The 13,620-nt window shown below is 34.9% G+C and carries 17 protein-coding genes; 12 read left to right on the plus strand and 5 right to left on the minus strand.

Annotated features, from left to right (window positions below):
* The 6 genes from ERX46_RS11915 to mnhG are packed head-to-tail and all read left to right on the plus strand — an operon-like array spanning position 1 to position 3,423.
* Complete coding sequence (locus ERX46_RS11915) at positions 1-414, plus strand: Na+/H+ antiporter subunit B (RefSeq protein WP_130094103.1); 414 nt, start codon at positions 1-3, stop codon at positions 412-414.
* Positions 415-419: 5 nt separating this feature from the next.
* Positions 420-773, plus strand: a complete 354-nt coding sequence (locus ERX46_RS11920; RefSeq protein WP_130094104.1) for a Na+/H+ antiporter subunit C — start codon at positions 420-422, stop codon at positions 771-773.
* Entirely contained in the window at positions 770-2,296 is a 1,527-nt protein-coding gene (locus ERX46_RS11925) for a complex I subunit 5 family protein (RefSeq protein WP_130094105.1), read from the plus strand. The genes ERX46_RS11920 and ERX46_RS11925 overlap by 4 nt, the downstream gene beginning before the upstream one ends.
* Positions 2,293-2,769, plus strand: coding sequence for a Na+/H+ antiporter subunit E (locus ERX46_RS11930; protein ID WP_130094106.1), 477 nt, complete (start codon positions 2,293-2,295; stop codon positions 2,767-2,769). Before ERX46_RS11925 ends, ERX46_RS11930 begins: the two co-directional genes overlap by 4 nt.
* The gene (locus tag ERX46_RS11935; RefSeq protein WP_130094107.1) at positions 2,766-3,041 is read left to right on the plus strand and encodes a cation:proton antiporter; all 276 of its coding nucleotides are present in this window, start codon (positions 2,766-2,768) and stop codon (positions 3,039-3,041) included. The genes ERX46_RS11930 and ERX46_RS11935 overlap by 4 nt, the downstream gene beginning before the upstream one ends.
* Positions 3,034-3,423 carry a monovalent cation/H(+) antiporter subunit G gene (gene mnhG / locus ERX46_RS11940; protein WP_130094108.1) on the plus strand — a complete coding sequence of 130 codons (390 nt, stop codon included), beginning with the start codon at positions 3,034-3,036 and terminating at the stop codon, positions 3,421-3,423. The genes ERX46_RS11935 and mnhG overlap by 8 nt, the downstream gene beginning before the upstream one ends.
* 352 nt (positions 3,424-3,775) lie before the next feature.
* On the opposite strand, the gene ERX46_RS11945 is transcribed toward mnhG, so the two are convergent.
* Positions 3,776-4,720 carry a calcium/sodium antiporter gene (locus ERX46_RS11945; protein ID WP_130094109.1) on the minus strand — a complete coding sequence of 315 codons (945 nt, stop codon included), beginning with the start codon at positions 4,718-4,720 and terminating at the stop codon, positions 3,776-3,778.
* Positions 4,720-5,229, minus strand: a complete 510-nt coding sequence (locus ERX46_RS11950; protein ID WP_130094110.1) for a Sec-independent protein translocase subunit TatA/TatB — start codon at positions 5,227-5,229, stop codon at positions 4,720-4,722. The genes ERX46_RS11945 and ERX46_RS11950 overlap by 1 nt, the downstream gene beginning before the upstream one ends.
* Positions 5,230-6,086: 857 nt before the next feature.
* On the opposite strand from ERX46_RS11950, the gene ERX46_RS11955 reads away from it, so the two are divergent.
* From ERX46_RS11955 to ERX46_RS11975, 6 genes are all read left to right on the plus strand, one after another.
* Positions 6,087-6,827, plus strand: a complete 741-nt coding sequence (locus tag ERX46_RS11955) for an electron transfer flavoprotein subunit beta/FixA family protein (protein WP_130094111.1) — start codon at positions 6,087-6,089, stop codon at positions 6,825-6,827.
* Positions 6,828-6,853: 26 nt separating this feature from the next.
* On the plus strand, positions 6,854-7,795 hold the full coding sequence (locus tag ERX46_RS11960; RefSeq protein ID WP_130094112.1) for an electron transfer flavoprotein subunit alpha/FixB family protein: 942 nt from the start codon (positions 6,854-6,856) through the stop codon (positions 7,793-7,795).
* A 100-nt stretch (positions 7,796-7,895) separates the two neighbouring features.
* A complete protein-coding gene (locus ERX46_RS11965) occupies positions 7,896-8,498 on the plus strand; it encodes a bifunctional nuclease family protein (RefSeq protein WP_130094113.1) in 603 nt (200 codons plus the stop codon).
* The gene (locus tag ERX46_RS17595; protein ID WP_207214165.1) at positions 8,473-9,129 is read left to right on the plus strand and encodes a Na+ dependent nucleoside transporter N-terminal domain-containing protein; all 657 of its coding nucleotides are present in this window, start codon (positions 8,473-8,475) and stop codon (positions 9,127-9,129) included. The genes ERX46_RS11965 and ERX46_RS17595 overlap by 26 nt, the downstream gene beginning before the upstream one ends.
* A gap of 3 nt (positions 9,130-9,132) precedes the next feature.
* Positions 9,133-10,116 carry a NupC/NupG family nucleoside CNT transporter gene (locus ERX46_RS11970; protein ID WP_207214166.1) on the plus strand — a complete coding sequence of 328 codons (984 nt, stop codon included), beginning with the start codon at positions 9,133-9,135 and terminating at the stop codon, positions 10,114-10,116.
* A gap of 234 nt (positions 10,117-10,350) precedes the next feature.
* On the plus strand, positions 10,351-11,178 hold the full coding sequence (locus ERX46_RS11975) for a DUF2797 domain-containing protein (RefSeq protein WP_130094114.1): 828 nt from the start codon (positions 10,351-10,353) through the stop codon (positions 11,176-11,178).
* Positions 11,179-11,413: 235 nt separating this feature from the next.
* On the opposite strand, the gene ERX46_RS11980 is transcribed toward ERX46_RS11975, so the two are convergent.
* The 3 genes from ERX46_RS11980 to rimM all read right to left on the minus strand — a co-directional run bounded on the left by ERX46_RS11980 (position 11,414) and on the right by rimM (position 13,608).
* On the minus strand, positions 11,414-12,061 hold the full coding sequence (locus ERX46_RS11980) for a C40 family peptidase (protein WP_130094115.1): 648 nt from the start codon (positions 12,059-12,061) through the stop codon (positions 11,414-11,416).
* Positions 12,062-12,183: 122 nt separating this feature from the next.
* Positions 12,184-12,921: a tRNA1(Val) (adenine(37)-N6)-methyltransferase gene (locus ERX46_RS11985; protein WP_130094116.1), complete on the minus strand. Its 738-nt coding sequence runs from the start codon at positions 12,919-12,921 to the stop codon at positions 12,184-12,186.
* Positions 12,922-13,071: 150 nt separating this feature from the next.
* On the minus strand, positions 13,072-13,608 hold the full coding sequence (gene rimM, locus ERX46_RS11990) for a ribosome maturation factor RimM (RefSeq protein WP_130094117.1): 537 nt from the start codon (positions 13,606-13,608) through the stop codon (positions 13,072-13,074).
* Positions 13,609-13,620 lie beyond the last annotated feature (12 nt).

A 13,620-nucleotide genomic window follows, 5' to 3' on the forward strand; every position in this document is an offset into this window, starting at 1 on the left:
ATGAAAAGTTTAATACTAAAAACCGTTTCAAAAACATTATTGCCTTTGCTGATATTGTTTTCTGTGTTTGTGCTTTTGCGTGGACACTATCTTCCTGGAGGAGGTTTTGTGGGTGGGTTAATTGCCGCAGTTGCATTTATTCTGCATGCTTTTGCTAATGGTTTACCAGAAACAAAAAAATTATTAAGAATTCATCCTGGTTTTTTAATTCCAATAGGATTAACAATCGCAATACTGAGTGCTTTAGCTCCAATCATTTTAACAGGAGATCCTTTAATGACAGGACTTTGGCAAGAACAAGATGTACCTGTACTTGGAAAAATAGGAAGTGCTTTGTTTTTTGACATGGGCGTTTACTTTGTTGTTGTTGGTGTTTGTTTAACCATCATTTTTACTATTTCAGAAAGCGTATAAATATTATGGAAATACTATTAGCGATAATGACAGGAATACTTTACGCAGCCGGAATCTACCTGATTCTTCGCCGAAGTTTAGTAAAATTAATCATCGGAATTGTAATCCTTGGAAACGGAGTAAACCTTTTGATATTCTTGATGGGTGGATTGGTAAAAGGAAGACCACCATTAATCCCTGAAGATGGAAATGCACTTGAAGGAATATATGCCGATCCAGTGCCACAAGCATTGATTTTAACAGCAATTGTAATTAGTTTTGGATTACAATCTTTTGCAATTGTTTTGATCAAGCGTGCCTACAAAGTCTTGAAAACAGACGATATTGATACCATGAATAAAACTGACGATATCACATGAGCGAACATTTAGTTATTTATCCAATTATTGTCCACATGCTGACAGCAATTCTGCTGTTGTTCTTTTGGATGAACCCGAAAATTCAGCGCTACATCAGTATCCTAGGAAGTGCTGTAGGAATTATTATTGGTATTCTTCTATTTAAAGAAGTTTGGACTGACGGAATCCAAAGTGTTCAGTTAGGAAACTGGCAAGCACCTTTTGGAATTACCATGATCGCTGATACATTGGCTGTTTCATTAATTGTACTAACCAATATTGTCGCTTTTGCCCTCTCTATTGCCTCTACAAAAAACATGGTTTCTACGCGGGTCAAGTTTGGATATCACGCCATTTTCCACTTCCTAATTATGGGATTAAGTGGTGCCTTTATCACTGGGGATTTATTCAGCCTTTATGTTTGGTTTGAGGTAATTATCATTTCTTCATTTGTATTGTTAACTATTGGTGGTCGGAAAATTCAAATTGAAGGAGCGGTAAAGTACTTTACTTTGAACATGATTTCCTCCATCATTTTCTTGACTGGAATTGCGATGGTTTATGGAGCAACAGGTTCATTAAACATGGCTGAACTTTCCCGAATTATTCCAGAAATGGAAAATCAAGGTTTAGTTCAAACAATTTCTTTGGTTTTCTTTATTGGATTTGGAGTGAAATCAGGAGTTTTTCCCTTGTATTTTTGGCTTCCTGCCTCCTACCACACTCCACCATCAGTTGTTTCAGCACTTTTTGCAGGACTTCTAACCAAGGTTGGAATTTATGCTATGCTTCGCGTGTTCACCTTAATTTTCCCATTGGGAGAAATGAATCAAATGATCTTAATGGTAATTGCCGGACTGACTATGTTCTTCGGTGGAATTGGAGCTTTGGTACAAAAAGATATTTTAAGGGTTTTTTCTTATCTGATCATCTGTCACATCGGATTTATGGTAGGTGGATTAAGCTTATTCACAGAAGTAGCGCTTGTTGGAGCAGTAATGTATATGTTCCATGATATCATTGTGAAAGCAACCCTTTTCATGATGGGAGGCGTAATGTATAGAATATTTGGAACTACAAAAATGGAAAATATGGGAGGTTTGATGGATAATTATCCAAAACTTTCTTTACTTTTTGCTATTCCATTATTCGCATTAGTTGGAATTCCGCCACTGTCTGGATTTTGGCCTAAAATTTCTTTATTTAGTGCAAGTTACACCGCTGGAGAAATAGCCATGTTGGTTATGTTTATCTTCGCAAGTTTAATTACCTTAATCATTGTTGCTAAAATTTGGAATAAAGCGTTCTCAAAAAATGAAAACAGAATCGAAAGAAGAGCTTCTTTTAAGTACTTTAAAGATTTTAGTTTTTCAGAAAAAGCAGCTTACATCGTTCCAATAGTATTATTGGTAGGAGTAACATTATATTACAGCTTTTTCGCAGAACACTTCCAATTGGTAGCAGAAAGAATCGGTTATGAATTAATGAATACAGAAGAATATTATAACGCTGTTTTTGGAATTAAAGAAGTGACGAAACTATGAGAGTTCAATTTTTACTAAATATCTTATTGGCCATTGTTTGGGTGTTTCTTACTGGAACAATCAATGCAACCAATGTTGCTTTTGGATTTATCCTCAGCTTTTTGGTATTGTGGTTAATCAGCTTCAACGAGAGAAGTAGAAAATACTTTATTATTGCACCACGCATCATCAGTTTTGCATTTTATTTTTTATATGAATTAATAAAAGCAAACTTACAAGTAGCAGCGGATGTGGTAACGCCAAAGTTCTACATGGAACCTGGAATTATTAAATATCCCTTGGATGCAAAAACAGATTTAGAAATAACGCTCTTGGCAAATGTGATTACACTTACTCCAGGAACACTAAGCCTTGATGTTTCAGACGACAGAAAAGTATTGTATATCCACGCCATGTATGTTCACGATAGAGAAGAATTTATCGATAGCATCAAGAATGGATTTGAAAAACGAATTTTGAAAATATTACGATGAACATAGAGGATTTTTTATCATATATTATTTTACCCATTTTGAGCACATCAACCCTATTGGTGTTTATTCGCTTTTTAATGGGACCATCTCTTCCAGATAGAGTTGTTGCACTAGATTTATTGATTACAATAGGTATTTCGATTATTGCAGTTTACAGCATGGTTTCCAACCGACCTTCGTTTTTGGATATCGCCATGATCTTTGCTTTAATTGCATTCCTGAGCACAGTTGCGTTCTCTTATTACCTTGAAAAAAGAAAAAGAAATGAATGATATTATAATAATGATAATCGTTTCCCTTGGAACACTTTTTATTCTTCTTGCAGCGATAGGATTGGTGCGTATGCCTGATCTATACCTGCGCATGTCAGTAACTACAAAAGCAGCAACTTTAGGTGTTGGATTGATCTTAATTGGTTTAGCATTGTATTATATGGAAACTTCCATCACGACGCGTGTTATTGCCATAATTGTATTTTTATTACTCACAGCACCAATTAGTGCACATGTAATAGGGAGAGCATCGTATTTTGTAGGTGTTCCATTATGGAAAAAAACCAAAATAGATGAGCTAGAAGGAATGTACAACACAAAAACTCATGATTTGATGAGTGGTTTGGAAGACGAAGAAGAAGAGGTTGAAGCGGAAGACTAGAATGAATTATGCATCCTCCTGAGGTAGTACAAGTTGTTGAATTATGAATTTTTGGAAGTTGAGTTGAGGTTCAGTTGAGGTTCAGTTGAGGTTCATAATTGGTAATTAATTAGCTCGATCTTTTAATGGTTAATTGTAAGCGTGTTTCACTGTTCGTCTTGGGATACAATCTATTCCTTAGATATTCTACCAAACTATGCAACCTAAGCTCAGTTACCACTAAACAAGTAGATTTATAGCGTAAAGGAAGCTTTTTTATAGCTAGACATACATTGAACAGTATAAAAAGAGGAAACCACTGCCATTTTCACCAGAACTTGTAGATAGTGTTAAAGACAATACAAAGGATCTTCTAAAACAAAGTCACAATATAAGTCACATAAATACCCAGCAGAATTACTCCACTAATTCGTCCGACTTTTCTTCTGATGACCATCATTGGTAAGAGTAAAAGCGATATTCCAATCATCCAAAGAATATCCCATGACATTACAACTTCTTCAATTGGAATTGGATTTACTATTGCTGTTAAGCCCAAAACGGCTAGAATATTAAAAATATTACTTCCAACAAGGTTTCCGACAGAAATATCTGTTTCTTTCTTATAAGCCGCCACACAACTAGTTGCTAACTCAGGAACAGATGTTCCGAAAGCGATAATTGTAATACCAATAACGTGCTTTGAAATCCCAAAATCTTCTGCTATAGATTTGGCTCCGTCAATCAACCAAGTTGAACCGAAGAATAATCCTACTAATCCAATAACGATAAAAAGAATATGTTTCGAAGTTGAAATGTTTTTTGTCATTTCTTCCATTTCTGGAATTTCTACAGGATTTGGATCGGAGCTTTTTCTTGATTTAATAATAATAAAAGTAATAAAGGCAATCAGTATGGCAAACATTATCAAGCCTTCCCAGCGGACAACTTCTAAATCGAGTGCAAAAACATAGAATAAGAGTGAGGCAATCATCATCATTGGCCAATCGTAGCGAATCGTATTTCGAGCTACTGGCATTGGAAAAATTAGAACTGTAACCCCAAGTACCAATGCGAGATTGGCAATGTTTGAACCTACAACATTTCCGATCGCTAATTCTGGTAAACCTTCACTTGCTGATTGTAAAGAAACCAATAGTTCTGGTGATGAAGTACCAAACGAAACTACGGTCATACCGATAACTAACTTGGAAAGTCTAGCTTTAGCAGCGATTCCAACGGCTCCTTTAACAAGGAACTCTCCTCCTGCTATTAAGAGGGCTAATCCCAATACAATTAATAAAATATCTATAAACATTAACTAAGGTTTTCTTGATCTGGTTTACGATCTGAATTTACGTCTTTTGACGATTCTGTTGATGTGGTTTTTGGATTGTCTTTAACTTCTCCTTTGATATTGTTATCGATTTCAGTAGCAGTTTCTTTCAAATCCTTCTTAAAGTCTTTTATTGGGGCTTCCATAGATTTTTCAATACTATTTTTACCACCATCATTTAAAATCCCTTTGATATTCTTATCAACACCTGTTGCAGAAGCTTTTAAATTATTTGTAAAATCTTTAACAGGAGCTTGCAAGGTATTTTTGGCATCATGAAGCGCTTGATTCACATTCAAATCACGCTTCATATCTGTTGTCGTTCTCCTTATTTCATCCTGAATATCTTGACTAGCGTCTTTAATTTGACGAATTCCTTTTCCTAGACCTCTAGCCATACCAGGAATGCTTTTCGCCCCAAAAAAGATGAGAACAAAAAGTAGGATAACTACAATTTCGGAACCTGCAATACTATTAATGAATAATAACATGATACAAAGATACTAGAAATTGAGAATTGCAAAGAATTAATACAGTTTTTGATTTAAAATATTGGTTCTATGTGATTTTGTGTGGGTAGTTTTAAAATCTATGGTTTTAATTGAAGCTAAACGATTGTTAATTTGGTTCTACTTTTATTTAAATGGAAACTTTCTATTAAAAATCTAATTCGCTTAACTTTATAAGTCCCTGTTATTTAAGTATTTATTATTCGAAGTCCCAGAGGGACGGCATGTTAATAGGGCTGGACGTAAGTCCATCCGCCAAACGATACAAACCGAAGCAAAACCCCACAAAATCGACCTAATTGCATGCAATTAGGTCGATTTTGTGGGGTTTTGTATTATTTCTATTTGTTTTAAACCAAGGACTTACGTCCTTGGCTATTAATATGCCGTCCCGCCGGGACTAATCAATTGAAATACAGACCACCATGTGCTTGCTTGTAAAAATGAAATGATAATTTTGATAAATACTTTAAAATACAACTCGTTTAGGTTACAGTTAAACTCGCAGTAGAACTTTTAATTTTTCGAAGGATTAAAATTGATTACCCACAGTATTTCATATAGAACCAAAATATTGTTTACGTTAATAAGGAATGGAAAAAACTTAAATAACAGATTGACATTAGCTATCCTTTGCAAGTCACCTAATAACTTTCATTGCTTTTTAATTAATTTTGTGTGTTCAAATTGGCTTAAAATCCTTATATTTCAACCTTGTCACGCCTTATTTCAATAGAAAAGATGACAAAAGTTAGATTTACTATGCATACCTTGTAAAAATAGTATGTAAAGAAAAATCTTTTTATATTTTTGTAAAAGACTAAAAAATAAATAATAATATGAAAATACTAGTTTGTATTAGTAAAGCTCCAGATACGACCACGAAAATTTCTTTCACTGATGGTGATACGAAGTTTGACGAAAGTGGTGTTAAATATATTGTTAACCCTTACGATGAGTGGTATGCTCTAGTAAAAGGTTTAGAAATTAAAGAAGCTCATGGAGGAACGGTAACAACTGTAACTGTTGGTACTGCTGAGGATGAAGCAACAATTCGTAAAGCATTAGCAATTGGTGCTGATGACGCGACAAGAATTGATGTGAAACCTGAGGATGGTGGTCAAGTAGCTGCTGAAATTGCACATTTCGCTAAAGAAGGTGGTTATGATTTAGTTCTTTTAGGTAAAGAAACTATTGATTATAACGGTTCTCAAGTAGGTGGAATGTTGGCTGAGCATTTAGATATGCCTTTTATTTCTCTAGCAGAAAGCATGACTATAAATGGAACTACAGCAACTTTAGACAAAGAAATTATTGGTGGAATTCAAACTGTGGAAGCAGATTTACCATTGGTAGTAAGTTGTGCTAAAGGAATGGCTGAACAACGCATTCCAAATATGCGTGGAATTATGGCAGCGAGAAAGAAACCTTTAAACGTGGTTCCTTCTTCAAATGCAGCAAAACAAACTTCTTTTGAGAAATATGCTTTACCTGCTCCAAAATCTGCAGTTAAATTAATTGATCCTAATAATATGGATGAACTAGTTGAATTGTTGCACAACGAAGCGAAAGTAATATAATCACACCCGAAAAAAAGAAATTAATTATGTCAGTATTAGTATATATAAATAGTAACGGCGAAAAATTAGCGAAAAGCGCATTCGAAGTTGTTACTTACGCAAAGAAAATAGGTGAAGTAACTGTTGTAACAAATGGTAAGGCCGACGATTCTAAACTTGCTCAATTAGGTAAATATGGTGCAAGTAAAATTTTAGTTGACCGTTCATTTGATGGAATCGACGAACAACAAATCATGAGAATGGTAGCCACAGCAGCTGAAAAAGTTGGTGCAAATACTATCATTTTCTCTGATGACTTAATCGGTAAAGCAGTTGCTCCACGTTTATCTGTTAAAATGAACGCAGGTTTAATTACAGGTGCAAATGGAATTCCTAAGGATGACGGTACAGTTCCAGTAAGTGTATTTTCAGGAAAAGCTTTCGGATTCGTTAAAGTAAATACAGATAAGAAAATTATCGCTTTACTTCCAAATTCTATCCAACCAGAAGAAACAGGTTCAGAGGCTACAATTGAGGAATTTGCAGGAAATGCAGGTGATACTCGTGTTAAAGTAAAAGAAACTAAACTTCCAGATGGAGACATTCCATTACCAGAAGCAGAATTAGTTGTTTCAGGTGGTCGTGGATTGAAAGGTCCTGAAAACTGGGCTTTGATTACAGATTTAGCAGAAGTATTAGGAGCGGCAACAGCTTGTTCTCGTCCGGTATCGGATTCAGATTGGCGTCCTCACCACGAACACGTGGGTCAAACAGGAGTTGCTATTGCTCCAAACTTATACATCGCAGCGGGTATTTCTGGTGCAATTCAGCACTTGGCTGGGGTAAACAGATCTAAAGTAATCGTTGTGATAAACACGGATGCAGAAGCGCCTTTCTTTAAAGCTGCTGACTATGGAGTTGTTGGAGATGCTTTCGAAGTATTGCCTCGATTAACAGAAGCAGTAAAAAAATTCAAGGCTTCGAACTAATCATTCGATAATAAATATTATTTTTACGTTATGTGAAATTAGGGAGGCATCTGCTTCCCTAATTTGTTATTAAATATTTAAAGATGACCTTTCGCCAAATATGGAAAAAGTAAAACTGGAAATTATTGGATTATCATACAGTCAGACACAATCTGGTGCTTATGCATTGGTATTGTCTGAGGTAGATGGATTGAGAAGATTGCCTATTATTATTGGAGGATTCGAAGCGCAAGCAATTGCTATTGAATTGGAAGATATGACACCTTCTCGCCCTTTAACACACGATTTATTCAAGAATTTCGCTCAAGCCTTTAATGTGACACTTAAAGAAGTGATCATTTATAATTTAAAAGAAGGGATTTTCTTCGCAAAACTTATCTGTGAGAAAGATGGAAAAGAAGTTGAAATTGATGCCCGAACTTCAGATGCCATTGCGCTAGCTGTTCGCTTTAAATGTAATGTTTACACTTATGAATCTATACTTAGCTCTGCTGGAATTCGACTAGATCAAGAAGATGGGAATGAAGAAACTCCTGCTCCAATTGAAAAACCGAAGAAAAGTATCTCTTCTAAGAAAAGTAAAAATGATCTTTCTGATTTAACGATTAAAGAATTAGAAGACCGTTTGGACAAAGCTGTTGAAGGTGAAGACTATGAGCTTGCATCAAAAATAAGAGATGAAATTAACAAACGTACTTCCTAGACTACTTATATTTTCAATCGTTTTCTTAACCACTTTTTTTAGCCTTAGCGCTCAAGAGAGTGAAAAATCATCTGATGAAGAATGGTTCAGAAGAAAATTCTCATTGAAATTAAATGAAAATGGAACTTTTAAAACAAATGACACAATTCTTACTTATCAAAAGTCGGGTAGTTATGTTTTAGAAGACAATAAACTTATCCTTACAAGCTTAGCGGATACAGTCTTAACTACAGAAACATTTCCAGTTTTAACTTTGGAAGACGGTAAATTCGCTCTTAATAATCAAGACAAACGGATTACCTATTTAAAAGAGAATAAAACTAATGCTACTTCATTTTCATGGGAAGGTGTAATGAGAGGGATTCTTGGAGTTACTGCATTAATTTTTATAGCATTTCTTTTAAGTAAAAATCGCCGAAGAATCAATTGGCCACTCGTAGTCAAAGGAATTTTACTGCAAATTGTATTAGCACTCCTTATTCTAAAAGTTCCTTTTATAGAAACCGGCTTTGACTTTGTTTCCAAAGGATTCGTGAAAGTCGTAGATATGGCCCACGAAGGAGCAATGTTTGTTTTCAGTAGTGTTGTCACTGGTGAAATGAATCCAATTGTTATGAATTTTGCAACTTGACTTTTGCCTTCTGTAATCTTCTTCTCTGCATTAACGAGCTTGCTTTACTACTGGGGAATTCTTCAAAAAGTTGTTTACGGAATGGCTTATGTCATGAAACGCTTAATGGGATTATCAGGAGCTGAAAGTGTATCAGCCGCTGGAAACGTATTTCTAGGTCAGACAGAAGCTCCATTATTAGTAAAGCCGTATTTAAACAAAATGACAGATAGTGAAATCCTTTGTCTTATGGCTGGAGGAATGGCAACTATCGCAGGTGGAGTTTTAGCCGCTTATATTGGTTTCCTTGGAGGAGATGATCCTGAACAAAAAGTATTCTTTGCAAAGCATTTATTGACTGCATCGTTAATGTCAGCGCCTGCAGCAATTGTATTTTCTAAAATTCTATTACCAGAAACTGAGAAAATCAATAAAGATTTAACTGTTCCTAAAGATAAATTAGGAGTTAATGCATTGGAAGCAATTGCCAACGGAACAACTGACGGATTAAAATTAGCGGTGAACGTTGCGGCAATGTTAATTGTATTTATTTCATTAATTGCACTAGCAAATTACATGCTCAGCACTGTTGGTCATTATACTGGAATAAATGATGTAATTGCAAGCTCTTCTTCTTTATATACTGAATTAACTTTCCAATATATTGTTGGTAACGCCCTATCTCCTATTGCATGGTTAATGGGAGTTCCGTGGCAAGACTCTATGATTATCGGTCAGTTGTTAGGTGAAAAAACAATCATTAATGAATTTGTTGCTTATCCGCATTTGGGTGAATTACAAGATGAAATTTCAGGAAAATCAGTCATCATTGGAACGTATGTCCTCTGTGGATTTGCCAATTTTGCTTCTATTGGAATTCAAGTTGGAGGAATTGGAGCGATTGCACCAGGTAAGAAACCAACCTTGGCAAAATACGGTGTGCTTTCACTAATTGCGGGAACATTGGCTTGTATGTTGACAGCGACAATGGTTGGAATGTTGTTTTAATCTGATTAATCGAAACTTAGATGGTGTGCCTTCGATATTTCGGTGCCTTCGACGATGCGACCTCTACGACATTTCGGTGCCTTCGACAGGCTCAGTCACCGAAGAGTTAACCGTTGACTGAGCTTGTCGAAGGCAATGAAGACAAACGAAATCACCATCAACAAATAGAATAGAGGGATTTAAGATTAACTCAGTCTTTTGTTACTATCATTAAAAGATAAATACTTATTCAATATGGATTTTAAAGGAGAATTAAGGAAAATGAATGTTTCATTCAACGATGAAAACGTTGTTCAATATCAAATGCGATTTTTCAATACTGAAACACAAGAAGAACAACTTGTTCCTATGAATGAATTGATAGGTCAAAATGTTTCATTCAAATTTGATGGAAATATCTTCTGTGTAAAATGCGGAACAAAAACAAAAACTTCGTTTAATCAAGGTTTTTGTTATCCCTGTTTTAAAGACGCTCCAGAATCTGCTGAATGTATTATTCGTCCAGAATTGTGTAGAGCGCATTTAGGAGAAGGAAGAGACGTTGAATGGGAAGAAAGAAACCACAATCAGCCGCATATTGTTTATTTAGCTGCAAGTGATGTGGTAAAAGTAGGAGTTACAAGAGGAACACAAATCCCCACAAGATGGATTGACCAAGGAGCAAATGAAGCAATTAAATTAGCAGAAACTCCGAATCGTTATTTAGCAGGAGTTCTAGAAGTTGCTTTGAAATCTGAATTTACTGATAAAACTAATTGGCGTAAAATGTTGCGCAATGATGTAGATGAAAGCATCGATTTAGAAGAAACAAAATGGCAATTAGAGGAATTACTCCCTGAAGATCTTGCACAATATATTACAGAAGAAGATGAATTAACAAACATCAATTATCCTGTTTTAGAATTCCCTGTAAAAATAAAAAGTATCAACCTTGATAAATTACCTTCTATTTCTGGAAAGTTAATGGGAATTAAAGGTCAGTATTTTTTATTAGATGGAGATCGCGTGATGAATATACGACGACATACGGGATATGAAGTTGAGTTTTCAATTGACAATTGACAATTACGAATTACGAATTACTGGAGAGTACTAAATTTCAACTGCGTTGTAATTGAGGTAATCTAAGTACAAATTAGGCAAGAAGAGCTGGAAGTTTCACTTTGATGAAAAGAGATAACAAAGTGGTTTGTGAAAAATATCCGTGAAAATATAGGTTGCTTTGCAGTTGTACCGAACCTGCCGAAGCATCCGTGTCATCGGCGTTCCAACGAGTCAAACAATTATCAATTGTTAATTATAAATTATCAATTGAAAGGATTTCTTCAATTTCCAATCTCTTAGCGAAAAGAAGACGTTTTCTAAAATAGGTTGTATCTGAAATCTTATCTATAACTACTCCTCTGCTTGATGAAGCATGTAGAAAAACCATTTCGTCTCCGGAACCTTCAACAACCATTGCTACATGACCTACAGTTTTCGAATTAGAGTTCCTTCCTTTAAAAAACACTAAATCACCTTTTGTTACTTCATCCATTGGTATTTTTTGACCTAGTCTAGACAAGTCCCTGCTGTTCCTAGCTACTTCCGCTCCTACTGATTCAAACATATAGTGTATTAAACCAGAACAATCGATTCCATTGGCTGAATTCCCTGCATATCTATATGGAGTTCCCAAAAGATCTGTTCCGCTGGAAACTAAAGAATCAATGAGGTAACTTTTAATCTGACATTCTTCATGATCTTCTGAAATAAGAATCATGGAATCTGCTTTTAAATAGGAAGAGTCTATACTGGCTAGAGCAGAATCTGAAATAAACAAAATTGATTCTAAACTTAAGAATGTCGAATCCACATTAGCAACAGTAGGCGTTGAAATAATTAATGTTGAATCTGGATTAGACCAACTTAATGTCGAGAAAATAAGAATTGATAATAAATTCATATAAATACTATAAGTATATTTTTTTCGAACATAAAACTAACACATTATTCCTATGAAGATCAAAGCTTCACTTTTGTTTAACATAGTTTAGCTATATGACTGGGCAACAAACACCTATAAACTTACAATTTATTGAAGTGAAAATCTACTGTAAGTTTCTTGTATTGCTGAGTATATTGATTATTCTCATCACGAATTGTTAGTTCACCCAATTGATTTGATGAAGGTTTTTCTATTTGATTTTCCTTATGAGAAAAAACCAAAACATCTCTAACATGTCGGCCTGGTTTACCATAAATTTTAATTCTATGTTGTAAATATAGGTTGAGATTATCAGCTATTAACTCCTCCGTTCTTTCTGAAGGTACAATCATCCATAATTCTCCGTTTTCAGTCAGTAGATCTGCTGAATGATTGATCAAATCTTGCAAAGACATACTACTTTCATGGCGAGCTAAACTTCTTTGCTCATTAGCAGAAGGCATTTTGGAATTAAAATAGGGCGGATTAGAAACAATCAAGTCAAACTTGTCAGTCGGATTGTATACTATAAAATTTTGTTGAAGTGCTTCAAAGTGATTTGGAAAATCAGCATTCTCGAAATTGATTTTCGCTTGTAAAACTGCTTGTTCGTCGATATCAATTCCTGTGATGTGAGCTGAAGAATTGTTTTGCGCTAACATTAAAGCAATAACGCCACATCCTGTTCCGACATCTAGGATTCTTTGGTTCAATTCAGATTTCTCGTTTGAAATAGTAAGTGGATTAACCAAAGCACCCAAAACCATGGCATCTGTTCCTATTTTCTGTGGAGCATTGGTTTGATGAACTTTGAATTTTTTGAATTTAAAAATACTCATTTAAATCAACGGGATAAAATTTGATAATCAATAACGCTAATTTGAAATTTTAATGTACGGACGATTTGCAAATCGTCCCTATCATTCAGAAATTTCAATAATCATAAGGGCAATTTGGGATTTGTAGTACGGACGATTTGCAAATCGTCCCTACAAATCCAAATACATCTCAATCAAACCCGGAGCAGATTGAACATGCAATTCTTTTTTATCTCTGTCCACACTTTGCACAAGGTCATTTCCTAGAGGAAGTAAAACTTCTTTGTCTAGTTTGTTATTTTGAACTTGCAGTAATGGATTTATTTTAAAATCTAGTACTTGCACTACTTCTCCTACTTCACCGAAATTTACATCGACAACAGTATAACCAATAATTTCATGGTCATAATAATTCTTTCCTGAAAGCTGTGGAAGCTTATCTAGGGCAAGGAAAAGTTCTTTTTTTAGGATAATTTTGGCTGCATTTTCTGTATCAACTCCTTCGAATTTTACTTTTGCAAAACCTTTGTCTTTCAATTCAATCTTTTCTACAAAGAATGGAGTAAGGATTCCGTCTATATCAATATAAACAGCGTCAAGGTTTGCGTAATCTTCTGGATTAGTTGCATCAAAAAAAAGCGAAACTTCACCTTTATAACTGTGAAGTTTCGCTACGTAACCAAGATTAAAGCAATCTGCTTTATTCATTTTCTTTAACGA

The sequence above is a fragment of the Brumimicrobium glaciale genome, assembly GCF_004152935.1.
GTDB lineage: Bacteria > Bacteroidota > Bacteroidia > Flavobacteriales_D > Crocinitomicaceae > Brumimicrobium > Brumimicrobium glaciale.